13 protein-coding genes are annotated in these 15,660 nt (G+C 63.0%); 7 read left to right on the forward strand and 6 right to left on the reverse strand.

Annotation, left to right across the window (positions count from 1 at the left end):
* Window positions 1–303 precede the first annotated feature (303 nt).
* The gene (gene galU / locus QM649_RS18910; protein ID WP_415200635.1) at window positions 304–1,179 is read left to right on the forward strand and encodes a UTP--glucose-1-phosphate uridylyltransferase GalU; all 876 of its coding nucleotides are present in this window, start codon (window positions 304–306) and stop codon (window positions 1,177–1,179) included.
* Between the two features lie 66 nt (window positions 1,180–1,245).
* Window positions 1,246–1,761, forward strand: a complete 516-nt coding sequence (locus QM649_RS18915; RefSeq protein WP_415200636.1) for an HXXEE domain-containing protein — start codon at window positions 1,246–1,248, stop codon at window positions 1,759–1,761.
* A 200-nt stretch (window positions 1,762–1,961) separates the two neighbouring features.
* Here the strand turns inward: QM649_RS18915 and QM649_RS18920 are convergent, their stop codons facing one another.
* From QM649_RS18920 to QM649_RS18945, 6 genes are all read right to left on the reverse strand, one after another.
* Window positions 1,962–2,522, reverse strand: coding sequence for a thioredoxin family protein (locus QM649_RS18920; RefSeq protein ID WP_415200637.1), 561 nt, complete (start codon window positions 2,520–2,522; stop codon window positions 1,962–1,964).
* A 46-nt stretch (window positions 2,523–2,568) separates the two neighbouring features.
* A complete protein-coding gene (ruvB, locus tag QM649_RS18925) occupies window positions 2,569–3,603 on the reverse strand; it encodes a Holliday junction branch migration DNA helicase RuvB (protein WP_415200638.1) in 1,035 nt (344 codons plus the stop codon).
* Between the two features lie 236 nt (window positions 3,604–3,839).
* Window positions 3,840–7,379: a glycosyl hydrolase 2 galactose-binding domain-containing protein gene (locus QM649_RS18930; RefSeq protein ID WP_415200639.1), complete on the reverse strand. Its 3,540-nt coding sequence runs from the start codon at window positions 7,377–7,379 to the stop codon at window positions 3,840–3,842.
* A 161-nt stretch (window positions 7,380–7,540) separates the two neighbouring features.
* Window positions 7,541–7,774 carry a hypothetical protein gene (locus QM649_RS18935; RefSeq protein WP_415200640.1) on the reverse strand — a complete coding sequence of 78 codons (234 nt, stop codon included), beginning with the start codon at window positions 7,772–7,774 and terminating at the stop codon, window positions 7,541–7,543.
* A complete protein-coding gene (locus tag QM649_RS18940) occupies window positions 7,771–8,355 on the reverse strand; it encodes a Maf family protein (protein WP_415200641.1) in 585 nt (194 codons plus the stop codon). Before QM649_RS18940 ends, QM649_RS18935 begins: the two co-directional genes overlap by 4 nt.
* A 354-nt stretch (window positions 8,356–8,709) precedes the next feature.
* On the reverse strand, window positions 8,710–9,693 hold the full coding sequence (locus QM649_RS18945) for an isoaspartyl peptidase/L-asparaginase (RefSeq protein ID WP_415200642.1): 984 nt from the start codon (window positions 9,691–9,693) through the stop codon (window positions 8,710–8,712).
* 260 nt (window positions 9,694–9,953) lie between these two features.
* On the opposite strand from QM649_RS18945, the gene QM649_RS18950 reads away from it, so the two are divergent.
* The 5 genes from QM649_RS18950 to QM649_RS18970 form a co-directional block, all read left to right on the forward strand.
* On the forward strand, window positions 9,954–12,437 hold the full coding sequence (locus QM649_RS18950; RefSeq protein ID WP_415200643.1) for an ABC transporter permease: 2,484 nt from the start codon (window positions 9,954–9,956) through the stop codon (window positions 12,435–12,437).
* A gap of 574 nt (window positions 12,438–13,011) precedes the next feature.
* Window positions 13,012–13,221, forward strand: a complete 210-nt coding sequence (locus QM649_RS18955; protein WP_415200644.1) for a hypothetical protein — start codon at window positions 13,012–13,014, stop codon at window positions 13,219–13,221.
* Between the two features lie 309 nt (window positions 13,222–13,530).
* Window positions 13,531–14,331: an indole-3-glycerol phosphate synthase TrpC gene (gene trpC / locus QM649_RS18960; RefSeq protein ID WP_415200645.1), complete on the forward strand. Its 801-nt coding sequence runs from the start codon at window positions 13,531–13,533 to the stop codon at window positions 14,329–14,331.
* A 4-nt stretch (window positions 14,332–14,335) separates the two neighbouring features.
* On the forward strand, window positions 14,336–15,022 hold the full coding sequence (locus tag QM649_RS18965; RefSeq protein ID WP_415200646.1) for a phosphoribosylanthranilate isomerase: 687 nt from the start codon (window positions 14,336–14,338) through the stop codon (window positions 15,020–15,022).
* A 21-nt stretch (window positions 15,023–15,043) separates the two neighbouring features.
* Window positions 15,044–15,660: pyridoxal-phosphate dependent enzyme (locus QM649_RS18970; RefSeq protein ID WP_415200647.1), on the forward strand; the 617-nt coding region annotated here is incomplete at its 3' end.

Genomic DNA, 15,660 nt, shown 5'->3' on the forward strand with positions numbered 1-15,660 from the left:
CAGACTTGTCTCTCGCTCGAACTAATCCTTGCAGTCACGCGGCGGACCATACATTAGCAAGAGAAAGCCGCGCTTCTTAGGGAGCGCGGCTTTACCTTTTGGGACTCGTTTCGTGTAAGCGGATTCACAAAGAGAATTCACGTAACTGTGCATGAAACAAATTTCGCAGGCAATCCCCAGAACGAGCCATGCATCTTAACTTGGCACTGGCAAAACTACACTATGCCCGAAGACCATCCTCTGGCACACTGGGAGGACGGTGGTTTGTAGTCTTCCGATCCATTCCAGTAAGTAAGGACCCCAATGAAGCAAAAAGTGCGCAAAGCAGTATTCCCCGCGGCAGGTTTCGGCACCCGCTTCCTGCCCGCCACCAAGGCCATTCCCAAGGAGATGCTGCCTGTCGTTGACAAGCCGATCATCCAGTATGGAGTGGAAGAGGCGATTGCCGCCGGATGCGAAGAGATCATCATCATCACCGCTCGCGGCAAGACTTCCATTGAGGATCATTTCGATACAAGCTATGAGCTCGAGGCCACGCTCGAAAAGAAGAACAAAACCGCGCTGCTCGAGGTGGCTCGCAGCGTCTCGAACCTCGCAAAGATCAGCTACGTCCGCCAGAAGGAAGCCAAGGGCCTGGGCCACGCCGTGCTGATGGCTAAGGAGCTGGTCGGCAATGAGCCCTTCGCGGTGCTGCTGCCCGATGACGTGATGGCCGGCAAGGTCCCCTGCCTGAAGCAGATGATCGGCGTCTATGACGAGGTGCAGAGCTCGATCCTCGCGACGATGGAAGTCGAAGGCCCCGCGATCTCCGCCTACGGCGTGCTGGACGGCACCGTCTCGGCCTCGAACCCGCGCCTCATCGAGGCCAAGGGCATGGTCGAGAAGCCGAAGTTCGAAGAGGCTCCCTCGAAAAATGCGATCGTTGGCCGTTACGTATTGACTCCCGCCATCTTCGAGCTGCTCGAAAACATCAAGCCCGGCGCGGGCGGCGAGCTGCAGCTCACGGACGGCATCCTCGGCCTGCTCAAAACAGAGAAGGTCTACGGTTACAATTTCGAGGGCGTGCGCCACGATGCGGGCGACAAGCTCGGCATGCTCAAGGCTACCGTCGACTTCGCGCTCAACCGTGAAGACCTCGGCCCGGCATTCCGCGAATATCTCAAGTCGCTCTCGCTCTAATCTTTCTCGAGAACAAACAAAAAGCCCGGTACTCTGCTGAGTGCCGGGCCTTTTCTTGCTCACACCATGATCTTCAACGCCACTCTCATCAGCACCGGATGGCTCCTCACTGCCTGCGTCGTGCTGCACAACGCAGAAGAAGGCCTGTGGCTACCGCAATGGGCACAACGCCGTCTCGGCTCACATGCTCGCCTCGCGGCTGCGCGAAAGGCATGGACCGCGCCTGGCTTCCGGCGATCGCTGGTAGTCGTATCCGTTCTGCTGGTGATTTTTACTGCAGTGGCCTCACAGGCTGCGCCTGGTAGCTTCTGGAGCTATCTCATGGCGGGATACGCGCTCACCATGATGCTGAATGCGCTTGTGCCGCATCTCGCGCTGAGCCTCTTCACGCGAAGCTACATGCCGGGTACAGCGACGGGTCTTCTGTTGAATATTCCCGTTGGCCTGTTTTATCTGCGTGAGGCGATAGCCGAACGGGCCGTCCATGCAAAGACGTTTGCGTGGGCCGGCCCGCTGGTGATGCTGGGTTTTCTTGCTGCGATTCCGCTGGTGGTGCGGAGCGTTTCTCGCAGCGAGAGATAAATTTCAGGCCTTCCCGCCCAACCGGAGCCCTAGCGGAGCCTGGACGGGGCACCCGTATCCTCGCGGCTTGAGGAACCACAGGTCCCTCCGCTGCGCTCGCGTTGCTCGCTTCGGTCGGGATGACAGTTCCTTTATTTGCAACGAACAATGCGAGCGGTATCAAAGCTCAATGCGACCGAAGGGAGCTATCGCCTGAGCGGCTAGCTCTCCTTCCACTTGATGTTGCAGCCCAGACTCGGCTTCTGCTCGGAGCTGATCTGCTTACCCGCGAGCAGGGCGTCCACGGCGGCGCGCAGGTCGGAACCGGTCACCGGCACATCGTTGCCGGGGCGGCTGCCATCGAACTGGCCGCGATAGACGAGCGCGAGCTTCGAGTTAAAGAGGAAGAAGTCAGGCGTGCAGGTGGCGTCAAAGGCCTTCGCCGCTTCCTGCGTCTCGTCGTAGAGATACGTGTAGACGCGGCCCAGCTCCTTCTGCTGCTCGGCGAGACTCTCAGGCGCGTCGTCGGGATACTTCACCGCGTCATTGCTGCTGATCGCGACGATCGAAACACCCTGACCGTCGTAGTCCTTGCCGAACTGCGTGAGACCTGCCTGCAGATGCTTGACGAACGGGCAGTGGCGGCAGATGAACATGATCAGCGTGCCTTTTGTGCCGGTCACGTCGAGGTTGCTCACCTCTGCGCCCGTGACAACATCGCGCAGAGTGAAGTTAGGCATCGAGGTTCCAAGCTCGACCATGGCGGATTCTGTGCGGGCCATAAAGGTTCTCCTCTGGTTGTGGGATGCGGATTTTAGGGACTGCGGTTTAAAACAGCGGCGTCTGCTGCTTGCGCGGCAGGGGTAAACCGAAATGTTCGTAAGCGAGGCGCGTCACCACCCGGCCGCGCGGCGTGCGGTCGAGGAAGCCGTGCTGAATCAGAAAGGGCTCGTAGACCTCCTCGAGCGCGTCCTGCTCCTCGGCGAGCACGGCAGCGAGCGTATTCAGGCCGACCGGGCCGCCGTCGTACTTTTCGATGATGGTCATCAGCAGGCGGCGATCGAGTTCGTCGAAACCGTGCGCGTCCACTTCGAGCATCTTCAGCGCGTACTCGGCGATCTCGCGATTGATGGTGCCCGTTCCGCGCACCTGCGCGTAGTCACGCACGCGGCGCAGCAGGCGGTTGGCGATACGCGGTGTGCCGCGCGAGCGCATGGCGATCTCCGCCGCGCCGTCCTGATCGATGGGCACGCCCAGCACCTCGGCCGAGCGCTCGACCACATAGCGCAGCTCGTCGTCCGAATAGAACTCCAGCCGCAGCAGGATGCCGAAGCGCGAGCGCAAGGGCGAAGACAGCAGGCCGGGCCGGGTGGTGGCGGCGACGAAGGTGAAGGGCTTGATGTCCATGACGTGCGTGCGCGCCGCCGGGCCCTGGCCGATGATGATGTCGAGTTTGTAGTCCTCGAGCGCGGTGTAGAGCTTTTCCTCGAGCACCGGCTGCAGCCGATGGATTTCGTCAAGGAAGAGCACCTGGCGGTCGCGCAGGTTGGTGAGGATCGCGGTGAGGTCGCCCTGAATCTGCAACGCCGGGCCGGAGGTCTGCTGGAAGCCGACATTCAGCTCGTTGGCGATGATGGTGGCGAGCGTCGTCTTGCCGAGCCCCGGAGGCCCGAAAAGCAGCACGTGATCGAGCGCCTCGCCACGCGACTTCGCAGCTTCGAGCGCGATGGCCAGCTGCTCCTTGGCCTTGCTCTGCCCGATGAATTCCGAGAGCAGCTTGGGGCGCAGCTTGAGCTCGAAGGAGTTTTCATCTTCGGCGCGCGAGGCCGAGATGAGCCGCTCAGGATTTTCTTTCGGAGCCATTCTTTCGCAGTCTATTCGCTCTGGAGCGGGGAGGCAAAGCAGAACGTTGGGCCGTTCCACAGACTCAAGTCATTTCAAAAAGAATTGTCATCTCGACCGCAGCGAGACGGCTTTCCCGTCTCGCGAAATGGAGAGACCTGCGGTTCTTATCTGCACCGGAGTTTCTCGGTGCTGCAGAATCAACCGCAGGTCTCTCCACTTCGCTGCGCTCCGGTCGGGATGACAGAGTGTCGGACTTAGCGCGCCTCGAGCGTCTCCGGCGTGACGTTCCAGCCGCGCACCTTCAGGGTGAGCTGTTTGGCTGCATCCTTCGCAGGAACTTCGAGGGTGACGGTCTCCGACTCGCCCGGCAGCAGCGAGACGTAGTTGTCGCTGAAGAAAGCCGGAAGCACTTCCTCGCCGGACTTCGCCTCGAAGGCTCCGAGCTTCGTGTTCAGTGCGGGGACAGAAGCTTCATTCTTCAGCTCGATGGCGAAACGCTGCATGCCCTCGCCCGCGCCCGGCACCGCATGCGCAGTCACGGCCACGTGCGCCTGCGACATCGAGGTCATCGCGCGATAGCCGGCATCGTCCGCCGCGCGCCAGTAGAGATTGCGCGAGCGCAGTGTGCCGTCTGCCGAGGTAAGAGACAGGTGCACGAGTACAGTCGTGTCACCTTCGAGCTTCGGCAGATCGAGCGCGAAGGCATTGGTCACGTTGTCGGTCGCTGCGTCGAGCACCTGGTCCTTGTGCAGGAGCAGTTTGCCGTCGAGCGAGTAGACATCGGCCTCGGCCTTGAGCTGCTTCTCGTCGCCGCGCGTGGTGTTGACCACCTGCACCCGGTTCTCAGCCAGATCGAGCTGGATGTGCAGTGGTTCGCAAGCCTTCTGCGTCCCGTAGTAAGACGCGTGCGTGTCGTAGTCCGAGCTGAGGATGCCCCACAGCATGCTCGGCCACGAAGGCTGCGTCATCCACAGCAGGCGGCCGCCGTTCGGTGCCCACAGGTGCGCGTTGAAGCCCTCAAAGATCGCACGATAGTCGACGTAGTTCATCATCTGCGCCTGCTGCTCGTACTGCTCGAGGCTGGTGGCCATGCCGAACATCGCCTCCATGTGCTGATCGAATGCGCCGTAGGGATGCCAGTTGTGATACGCCCAGTCGTCGGTGATGGGCCAGCGATCCTGCTTCGGAATCCAGCGGCTAAACCATTCGAGCGTAGGCAGCGAAGGCGTGCCCACCTCGACCGCAAAGCCCGGATCGAGCTTGTTGTAGTAGTCCGCAGGGTTCTCGTAGGAATATGGTCCGCTCGGCTCGAGGTTCACCTGGTTCGACGAGGGTGAGTAGTAGCGTGTGCCGTCAAGCTGGTGCGTGAGCGCGATGAGGCCGCGATTGATGGTCGGCTGCGGCACACCTTCATTGCGGCCGCACCACATCACGATGGACGGATGGTTGCGATAGCGCAGGATCGTATCGTGGGCGTTGGCAAGGAAGAGCTGCGGGTCCTCGGCCTCGGCGTTCGAGTCGGTCGTGACCTCCCAGAAATCGTTCCACACCAGCATGCCGTACTCGTCGGCGAGATCGTAGAAGACCTCTTCCGAATTCTGGCCCTGCCAGTTGCGGATCACATCGAGGTTCGCGTCGCGGTCATAACGAAAGAATGGCTCGAGATGCTCGCGCGAAACGCGCTTGCGCGAGTCATCGAGACCCCAGCTACCGCCGCGCACCGCGATGCGCACGCCGTTCACGCGGATGATGAGGTCAGGCGTGGCGCGGGTATCGGCCACCGGCTCGAAGACCGGCGAGTTGTCCTGTCCCTTCGCGATGGATGAGGCCCAGCCCTGCGCCACCTGGCGCATGCCCTCATGCGTCACGTCTACCTGCGGCTCGGCGGCTTCGCGGCCCAGCGTGGGATCGTAATCGAGGCGCTTCAACTCGCCATCATGGTTCAGCAGGCTCAGCTCGTAGCTGATCTCGCGCACGCCGAAGCGCAGCTTCTTTTCGCTCGGCGCATCGCCGTTCGCGCTGAAGTTCAACGTCAGGTGATACAGCTCGGGTTTGCCGTAGCCGTTCGGCCACCACAGGCGCGGATGGTCAAGATGCAGCTGATGGAACTCTTCGGGCGAGAGCTTGACGATGACGCCCTCGGCCGGAACCTTCACCTGTTCGTGGATCTCGACGCCCTCGAAGCTGGCGGTGAGCGTACCCTCTTCGGGCTGGCCGCTCACGTTGCGCAAAGGCACGTTCACGCTCACATCTGCCTGCGTGATGTCCGGCAGCGGCAGGCGCGTAATGACCTGCGGATCGCCGATCTCGACTGCACCGCTGGCGACGAGGCGCACGGGCTGCCACAGGCCGGTGTTGCGGTCATGCATGGGCGGGTTCCAGTCCCAGCCTTCGGAGGCGAGGAAGGTCGGTCCGTCGAGCTCCATCGCTCCGCCGTTCAGGCCCGAGCCGAGCAGGATCGACTGCACGTTGGGAATGCCGGGGTGCGGCACCGGTGAGATGCGAATTGCCACCGCGTTCTTGCCATCGGCGCGCAGCAGCCTGGTCACATCGAAGACGCCGCGCATGAAAGCACCATCGATGTTGCCGAGCTTCTGACCGTTGCACCAGACTTCGGCGCGATAGTTGATGCCTTCGAAGACGAGGCGCAGGTGCGAACCCGGCTCAACCTTCGGCGTGGCAAACTCGGCGCGATACCAGTAATCCTGCTGGTTGAGCTTCTCGGGGATGTCGAGGTTGTCGAGGCCGTAGTCGGGGTCGGGATAGCGGCCACGGTCGATCATCGTCGAGAGCACGGTGCCGGGCACGGTCGCGGGCATCCAGTCTGCTGATTCAAAGCCGATGGTAGAGATGGCTTCGGGCGTAGCGTTGGTCTTCGGGGCTTCGACCAGCTTCCACCCGCCGCTGAGAATCCATCCACCAGAGGTAGAAGCTTCGAGCGTAGTCGTGGCGGGCGGCAGCGGCTTCGCTTCAGGCTTGCTAAAGGGCGCATTCTGCTGTGGCATCGCCTCGGGGGGCTGCGGGGCGCGGTTGCCAATGTACTGCAGCGATTGCAGCGGCCAGGGCTTTGAGCCATCCTCGAACATAATGAGGTCGTCTTCCGGCCGATCCTTCACCAGTGAAGCAATCTCGCCTGCGGTCTTCGCGCCGCGCGCGAGGGTGAAGCCTGCGATGTATCCGCCGAAGTGCGGGCAGGGCAGCGTGTCGCACTCGGTCGCGGGCGTCACCGGGCCGAGCACCAGCTGCGGATCGATCGATCCGGAAGCGATAGCGCCGTTTGCGGCCTCCGTGCCATCGACATAGAAGCGCGCGGTGGTTCCGTCATACGTGGCCGCGAGCGCATGCCAACCGGCGCCGATGGCCTTCGCCGCCTTCAGTTCGCGGCCTGCACCGAGGCGCAGCGCGGGCTTGCCGTCGACGAGCGCGAAGTAGCGCGAATCCTCGGCAGCGGGATCGCCCGCGCCAGCGATGAGGATCGACTTCGGGGTGACGGCATCGAGCTTCACCCAGGCGGAGAGAGTCCACGGCGCGCGCGCATTCAGGATGGGGTCATGCGCAGGCAGCGGCTTCTCAAGGCCGCGTCCGCCAGTGAGCAGGTGCGCGTTGTACGGGCCGTAGTGCTCGTACGGGATGAACGGCTGCCGCAGGTGCAGCACCGGAACATCCAACGGCTGCTCGGGCGGAATCTGCGGATGCGGCTGGCCGGCCTGCGCGTAGAGCGCGTACGGAGAAACGACAGTGGCAGAGAGAAGGACGGCAGCGCACAGGCGTGCGAAATCACGGCAAGCGAACACGGGGGCTCCTCGGTCTTTGGACAGCGGCAGCGCAGGAGGGCGCAACGCCTGCAACCAGTATAGACAGCGATTTGCCATCGAGGCGGACGCTCGCTTCGCTCGCATTCGTTGCATGTGTTTGCGGCGTGGGCGCTTCCGTTGGTCGAGAGTTGGGTGCATGACTAGTCGCGCACAAATCCTTGCGTCCAGGAATCTTCGTCTAGTACGCGCGAATATACCTGCAGCCCCTGCGGATAATCGCGAAACCCAGGCTGGCCTTTCAGTCGTTCTATCGCAGCTCTTGCATTTTCTTCTGTTCTGTAAACGCCTAAGAGCAACTCCACGTCTTCGCCTTCCAGTTTCTCTTGCTCGAACCAAAGCAGCCAGACTGTTTTCAATTCCTCCGCCGGGCTCATATGGCCTTCGTCAACTGCCTTTCCACGCCTTCGATCATCGAGGCGACCAGCGCCATGGGCAGGCCGACCACGTTGAAGTAGCAGCCGTGGACGCGGGGGATGTAGCGCGCGGCTGCTCCCTGGATGCCGTAGGCCCCGGCCTTGTCGGCGGGCTCGCCTGTGGCGATGTAGTTCGCAATCTCAGCGTCCGACATCGTGGCGAAGGTGACCCAGGTGGTCTCGGCGGCGATCTCGGTGACCTCCCCCGCGAGCACGGCCACGCCGGTAGCCACCTGATGCGTCGCGCCGGAGAGCAGGCGCAGCATGCGGGCGGCATCGGCCTCGTCGGCGGGCTTGCCGAGGATTTCGCCGTTCGGCGCGACGACAGTGGTATCGGCGGCGAGGATCATCTGCTGCTCGCCGTTGGGCAGCTTGGCGCGGACAGCCTCGGCCTTCTCACGCGCGAGGCGGATCACGTAGGCGACAGGCGGCTCGCCCTCGCGCGGCTCCTCGGGAATATCGGCGGGCAGCACAGTGAAGTCGAAACCGGCGCGGATGAGCAGATCCTTACGGCGAGGCGAGGCGGAGGCGAGAACCAACATCCTTCGATTATGGCCGATGGGTATGACAAAGGTGTGACCTGTAGCTCAGGGCTCAAATGAGAACGTAAAAACAAATCTGTCATTCCGACCGGAGCGAGACGCTTTTCGTCTCGCGCAGTGGAGGAACCTGCGGTTCTCTTTGAACAAGCGAGGATACGGGTGCCCCCATCCAAGCTTTGCTTGGGTAGGAGAGTAAAGCTGCTTGCGATTTCTCCTCAATCCGGCGAAGAACCGCAGGTTCCTCCGCTCCGCGACCTGCGGCCGCTCCGGTCGGAATGACAAGGCTAGAGAAGAAAGCAGAGCCTGGAGGGGGCACCCAAATTCGTCCGCGTGCAGCTTTGCTAAACGCTGCCCTTAAACTTTGACGCCGACGCGCGGTCCGTCCACCGTGTGCACGCCCCAGGCCATGCGCGGGGTGTTGTGGGCGATGCCCCAGCGCCCCTGCGCGTCGAGCAGGATCATGCCGCCGTGGCCGCCGAGCCGCTGGTAGAGGTACGAGATCGCCTCCTGCGCCACCTGCTCGGGCGGGCGGCCCATCTGCACGCGGTCGGTGGCCCACTTGCCCAGCACCAGCTTCATGATCGGCTCACCCCAGCCCGTCAGCGAGACCGCCGCGCTCTGGTTGTCGGCGTAGCAGCCGCAGCCGATCAGCGAGGAGTCGCCCACCCGGCCCGGAGCCTTCGCCAGCGTACCGCCGGTCGAGGTGGCGGCGGCGATGTTGCCGTCCACGTCGAGCGCGACTGCACCCACCGTGTCATGGGAATCCAAAGGCCCACCCAGACCGCCAAAGCCCAGCTCCGGTTTTGGCTCGGTCGCGGTCTCCGGAGACTTGTCATCGCCCGAGAAGGTGATGTCCGGCAACCCGGCACGCGCGCGCACGTGCGCCTCTTCAAGGCGGCGGCGCTCGCGGTCGACGATCAGCTCCGAGTTCTCGATCAGCGGCATGCCGTGCGAGGCGGCGAAGGCTTCTGCGCCCTCACCCACAAAGTAGACGTGCGGACTTTCGTCGAGCACCAGCCGCGCCGCCTGGATCGGGTTGCGCAGCCGCTCCACGCAGGCCACGCCACCGGCGCGCAGCGTGGCACCGTCCATGAGCAGGGCGTCCATCTGCACGCGGCCGTCCCGCGTCAGGAAGCTGCCGTACCCGGCATCGAAGGTGGCGTCGTTTTCCAGCTGCGATACCGCGGCCTCGACCGCCTCAATCGCGGTCGCGCCTTTTTCGAGTAAAGCCCACCCGGCCTGCAGCGCGTCGAAGACGCCCTGCTCGTTGGCCTCGGTCATGTCATCCGGCATGGCCCATGCGCCGCCGTGAACGATAAGGATCGGAGATCTCTGCATATGTGAACTTCCAAGTATAGTTCCGGGCTGTGGTGCTGCTCGTTGATCTCCATGCGGATAGGAAAGCGCGATCCCATCCAAAGAATCGAACTGGCATTCCCCAAAAAACTTGTCCGGGAACGGACACCCACGTTCCGGATCGAACAAGCAGCTCGATCCTGCACAAGGTAAACACCTGATTCCGGGCGCAATCCTGTTAACCGGCAATGGAACGCAAATTGCACCGCCCTATTCTTTCGTTTCTTCGAGAGAGGTCCTCCATGCTCCTGCAGGATGTGAAATACGCTCTTCGCCAGCTCCGCTCCTCGTGGGGATTCGCCGCTTTGGCGGTGATTACGCTCGCACTCGGTATCGGCGCCAATACGGCCATGTTTACGGTGGTCGAAAGCGTGCTGCTGCGGCCTCTGCCCTATGCCGACTCCAATCGGCTCATCTCGGTTGGGCCGACCAATGAGCCAGGCTTCGGAGCTCTCTCCTATCTCAACTTCGAGGACCTGCGCGACCAGGCACACACGCTGGAGCTGGCCGGAGGCTATTCCGAGGATGCGGCAGTCATCGACATCGCGGGTGCGGGACAGAGCGTGACCGCACCGCACCTGACGCCCAGCATCCTCACCATGCTCGGGACACAGCCCCTGCTGGGACGCACCTTTTCCGATGCCGAGGGCCAGCATGACGGCCCACAGGTCGTACTGCTCTCCGAGGGGCTGTGGCGGCAGAGCTTCCACGCGGACCCCGGCATCCTCGGCCGGACTATCACCATCAGCGGCGCGCCGCACACCGTCATCGGCGTCATGCCCGCCAGCTTCCACTTCCCGGAGAATGTGGGGCCGGATATCGACAAGGGCATTTGGATGCCCCTGCAGCCCTCCGACGAGATGTTCAAGGACCGTGGCTATAACTTCTTTGTCATGATGGCGAAGATGCGCCCCGGCGTATCGGCGGCCAGTGCCTCGGCTGAGATGCACGCCATCGCCATGCGCATCCGCCAGAAGAATCCCAAGGACGCGGGGTCGGTGGACTTCAAGGCCAACGGCTACCAGCAGCTGGTCACCGGCGATGTGCGGCCGGTCTTCCTTGCGCTGCTGGGCGCCCTGCTGCTCGTCCTCCTGATCGCCTGCGCCAATGTCGCCAACCTGCTGATCGCCCGCTGCCTGGGCCGCAAGCAGGAGTTCGCCGTGCGCGCCGCGCTCGGAGCCAGTCGCTGGCGGCTGATCCGGCAGCTGCTGGCCGAAGGGATGACGCTGAGCCTGCTGGGCTGCGCGCTGGGCACCATGCTGGCCTGGACCGCGCTGCAATCTCTCAACAAGCTGCCCCAGGGCACCATTCCCCGCGCCGACTCGATCGGCATGCACTGGACGGTCATCGTGGCGCTGGCTGCTGTGGCCACGGCAACCACACTGCTCTCCTCGCTGCTGCCGGCCCTGCTGGTGGCGCGGACCGATCCGCAACCGGCCCTGCAGGCCTCGTCGCGCGGCCTGGGCTCGCGCTCGGTAAGCGGCAAGCTGAGCGGCTGGCTCGTCGCCGGCGAGGTCGCGCTCTCGACCGTGCTGCTGGTCGGCACCGGCCTGCTCTTCCATACGCTCTGGAACCTGCAGCATGCGAGCCTGGGCTTCGAAACCGAACGCGTGAGCCGCTTTACCGCCATGCCGTCCGACGCGGCTGGCTTCTCGGCGATGGCGGTTTCGAGCGATCTTGACCATGCGCCGGTTTCCGTATCTGTCACGACTTACGGCCCGGCCCTGGAACGCATCCGGCAGGTGCCGGGCGTTGCAGATGCGGCTGTGGCTACAGCTCCCCCGCTCTCCAATATGGATATGAGCTCGAGCATGAAGATCGTCGGCCACACCGAGCTCGACACCCTTCATCCCGAGGCGCGCGTTTCTGCCGCCAGCGAGGACTACGCGCAGGTGCTGGGCACGCCGCTGCTGCGCGGACGCATGATCAGCGCCGACGATACCGAATCCACTCTCCCCGTCGCTGTCGTCAACGAATCGCTGGTGAAGCACTACTTCGGCAACCTCAATCCAATCGGGCAGCAGGTCGACCTGGGCGGCAAGGACACCGGCATGCTGAAGCCTCTAACCATCGTGGGCGTGCTTGCCGATCAGTCGGCCCACGGACCGAGTACCGAAGTCCAGCCGTTCCTGCTGATCCCCTACCGCCAGGTTCCGACCACCTCGCTCTTCTACCAGGCCCTGCTCAAGACCTTCGTCACCTTCATCGTGAAGACACGCGGAGACATGGCCATCGCCCCCGCGATGCGCCCGATCTTCAAGGAGGTCGCTCCGGGCTACGCACTCGATAACTTCCAAACCATGCAGGAGGCGCTCGACGACAGCACCTTCAGCCAGCGGCTGGGACTCTATCTCACCGCGTCCTTCGCCGGGCTCGCAGTCGTAATGGTGATCGCCGGGCTTTACGGCGTGCTGGCGCAGCTGGTGAGCTATCGCCGCCGCGAGATCGGCGTACGCATGGCGCTGGGCGCAACCAGGCAGAGCATCGTGCAGATGATCCTTCAGCAGGCGGGAATCCTCATCGCATTTGGTCTCGCAGGCGGACTGGTGCTGAGTGGACTTGCCGGCAGGCTGGTGAAGAGCTACCTCTTCGGCGTGAAGTCGCTCGACCCCGGCACGTATGCGGGCGTGGTGCTGGTCCTGCTCCTGATCGGAGCGGTCGCCGCACTGCTGCCAGCGCATAGCGCCTCGTCCATTGAGCCGATGGAGGCCTTGCGCGAGGACTAAGGCTGCTCCGCGCAGGACGATCCGCCTTCGGCCTCCGCTTCCGCTGGTCGTGCTTCGAAACTTCGCCACTCGACTGCGGCCCACTCAAGCCTGAAGTTGGCTTGAGTGGGGAAGCACGAGCTCCAAAACAAACCTGTCATTCCAACCGGAGCGAGACGTCTCGCGTCTCGCGAGCCGGAGGAACCTGCAGTTCTCTTCAAGTAGCGACGATGCCTCCTCGAGCGCTTGACTCAAAACGAGAGACACGCATCTCACTTTGCGTGGAAACAGGCACGCAACGGCGACCCAATCAATCGCAATTGATTGAAAAACAAAGCCGTCCTATAGTGAAGGGAATTCGCAGTCGATCAGACTGTGGAAGGGAACAGGAGTTCCGCGCTTCTCCGCCAAGAGTATGGCGCGGTGACCTGTTTGGTTTTGCTATGACGTGCGAACTCCGACCGGGAAAGTCGGTTTTCGCTTGAGCTTGAATATACGACACGATTTGTCGGTATTACAAGCGCCCATGGAAATCTTTTTTCCATTGCAACCCGCTCCCCATCGGGACGGCTCAGAGAAATGGGAGGAAACAGCCATGACCGCTATTCACAATGGACAGTGCGGACTTTGTACTCACTTCGGTGAGGAGCATGCCAATTCCGAGAAGCTCGTCAGCATTCACTCCACGCAGCAGGCGCCCGCGGACTTCGTAGACAGCTGCGGCCATCCGAAGCTCATCTCGCTGCACCTGAAAGTCACCGCCGTCTCCGGCTGCGACGGCTTTACGCCTGTCGCCGCTGCCTGAACCTCGCGTTCGGCGAATCGCCTTCGGCACGCGCTCCCCTTGGTCGCGATCGGGATTGGTTCCCAATCCTGCGGCTGGCGGGAGCGTTTGTCTTTGCTCAGGAAGTGGGCGCGCAGGAAGTGGGATCGTACTCTCCCATCCATGCGAAGCCTGGGAGGAGCACCTTTTTTCTCCTGGTGCCTGCATCCCCTGCATAAACGATGAGGGTCGGCCAGCGCGACCAGCGGGAGCGGGTGCCGAAGGCTAAGGGCCCGCCACGGGCAGTGGCTGGCTATACTGGGAAGAAGCACTCTTGCTCAGGAAGTTGCCGTGCATCTGGAACGCATTCTTCATCAAACCCGCGCCACGGTGGCCGAGCGCAAGCGTCAGAGCCCCGCAGGTGAGCTCGAGCGGCGTGCCGCGAATCACATCCCCCGCGGCTTTGCGCGTGCGCTGAAAGCAGCTGCGCAGCATGGCCCGGCAATCCTCTCCGAACTAAAGAAAGCCTCGCCCTCCAAGGGCCTCATCCGCCCGGAATTCGAGCCGCACTTTCTCGCACAATCGCTCGCCAATGGCGGAGCAGCCGCGCTTTCCGTGCTCACCGACGAGCCGTTCTTCCAGGGCAGCCTGCGCAATCTCGAAATTGCATCCGCTGCTGTTACGATTCCCTGCCTGCGCAAGGACTTCATCGTCGACAAGTACCAGATCGTGGAAGCCCGCGCGCACGCAGCCGATGCGATCCTGCTGATCGTCGCAGCGCTCACCGACACCGAGCTCGAAGCCTTCACCATCGAAGCGCATGACTACGGTCTCGATGTGCTTTGCGAAGTTCACACCGCGGAAGAGCTGGAGCGCGTGCAGGGTCTGGGCGCAGATGCCTACGGCGTGAACAATCGCGACCTCAAGACCTTCGAAGTAAGCCTCGAGACCTCACTCAAGCTGGTGGGCCGTCTGCCCAAGGATGCGGTGAAGGTCGCCGAAAGCGGCATTCACACCTCAGAACATCTCGAAATTCTCCGCAATGCGGGCTTCGACGCCTTCCTCATTGGCGAATCGCTCATGCGCCATGCCGATCCCGGCGCCGCGCTGAAGGCTCTGGTCGGTGGCGTGCCGCAGACGGAGCGGGTCTAGAGCCATGTCTGGCCGATTGTGGGTCAAGATCTGCGGCAACACCAGCCTTGAGGATGCGCTTGTCGCAGCCGAGGCTGGAGCCAGTGCCGCCGGCTTCGTCTTCGCGCCCAGCAAGCGGCAGGTCACGGTGGAGCAGGTGGCCGAGATTACGCCGCAGCTGCCTGCCTACTTCGAAAAGATCGGCGTCTTCGTCGACGCCTCCTTTGAGCAGATCGTCCAGGCCGTCGAGATGGCCGGCCTTACCGGCGTCCAGCTGCATTCCGCGGCAGACTCCGGCATTTCCGATCGCTTGCGGACACATTTCGGACCCGGGCTGCGCCTGCTTCAGGTGATCCACTACCAGCAGGAGCTGGGCTCGCAGCTTGCCGCCGCCAGCCGGAACGCGGCCCTTGACGGCGTGCTGGTCGACTCGCGCACGGCCACGCTGGTGGGCGGCACGGGTGTCCGGTTCGACTGGCATGCGGCGCGGAAGAGTCTCGCCGAAGCCGCGAACGGCCTGAAGATCATCATTGCCGGCGGGCTCGATCCGGAGAATGTTGGCGAGGCCATCGCCACGCTGCGCCCCTGGGGCGTGGACGTGGTGACGGGCGTCGAAGCCGCGCCGGGACAAAAGGATCACGCGAAGGTAAAGGCGTTCGTCCAGAACGCACGCATTGCGGCATCGAAGCTCGAAACGCCCGTACAGGTTTAGTCTGGAAGTGAGGACACACGAGTGAGCACAGCGACGGAAACGACTCAGGCACCCGAGACAACGAAGAGCAGACCCGGACGCTTTGGCGCCTATGGTGGACGCTACGTGCCCGAGACGCTGATGGCGGCGCTCGAAGAGCTGGACCACGCCTATGCCGAGGCGCAGGCCGATCCTGACTTCCACGCGCGCCTCGATGGGCTGCTGCGCGAGTATGTCGGCCGCCCCACGCCACTCTACTATGCCTCGCGGCTCACAGAATCGCTGGGTGGCGCGAAGATCTACCTGAAGCGCGAAGACCTGCTGCATACCGGCGCGCACAAAATCAACAACTCGCTCGGCCAGGGCCTGCTCGCGCAGCGCATGGGCAAGAAGCGCATCATCGCCGAAACCGGTGCAGGCCAGCACGGCGTGGCTACAGCCACCGTCTGCGCGCTGCTCGGCCTCGAGTGCGTGGTCTACATGGGCGAAGAGGATATGCGCCGCCAGGAACTGAACGTGCTGCGCATGCGCATGCTCGGCGCCGAGGTGCGCGGTGTCAGCTCGGGCTCGAAGACGCTCAAGGACGCGATCAACGAGGCGATGCAGCCGGTGGGCCTCGATAATCCGCACGAGGCCACGCCCGAACATCCCAAGGGGCG

This window comes from Silvibacterium sp. (assembly GCF_047605705.1).
Classification (GTDB): Bacteria; Acidobacteriota; Terriglobia; order Terriglobales; family Acidobacteriaceae; genus Silvibacterium.

Coding starts and splice junctions, on each gene's coding strand:
- QM649_RS18940 (WP_415200641.1), bottom strand. CDS start 8,355: ATGTTGGTTCTCGCCTCCGCCTCGCCTCGCCGTAAGGATCTGCTCATC.
- QM649_RS18950 (WP_415200643.1), top strand. CDS start 9,954: ATGCTCCTGCAGGATGTGAAATACGCTCTTCGCCAGCTCCGCTCCTCG.
- galU (WP_415200635.1), top strand. CDS start 304: ATGAAGCAAAAAGTGCGCAAAGCAGTATTCCCCGCGGCAGGTTTCGGC.
- ruvB (WP_415200638.1), bottom strand. CDS start 3,603: ATGGCTCCGAAAGAAAATCCTGAGCGGCTCATCTCGGCCTCGCGCGCC.
- QM649_RS18915 (WP_415200636.1), top strand. CDS start 1,246: ATGATCTTCAACGCCACTCTCATCAGCACCGGATGGCTCCTCACTGCC.
- QM649_RS18935 (WP_415200640.1), bottom strand. CDS start 7,774: ATGAGCCCGGCGGAGGAATTGAAAACAGTCTGGCTGCTTTGGTTCGAG.
- QM649_RS18955 (WP_415200644.1), top strand. CDS start 13,012: ATGACCGCTATTCACAATGGACAGTGCGGACTTTGTACTCACTTCGGT.
- QM649_RS18945 (WP_415200642.1), bottom strand. CDS start 9,693: ATGCAGAGATCTCCGATCCTTATCGTTCACGGCGGCGCATGGGCCATG.
- QM649_RS18920 (WP_415200637.1), bottom strand. CDS start 2,522: ATGGCCCGCACAGAATCCGCCATGGTCGAGCTTGGAACCTCGATGCCT.
- QM649_RS18965 (WP_415200646.1), top strand. CDS start 14,336: ATGTCTGGCCGATTGTGGGTCAAGATCTGCGGCAACACCAGCCTTGAG.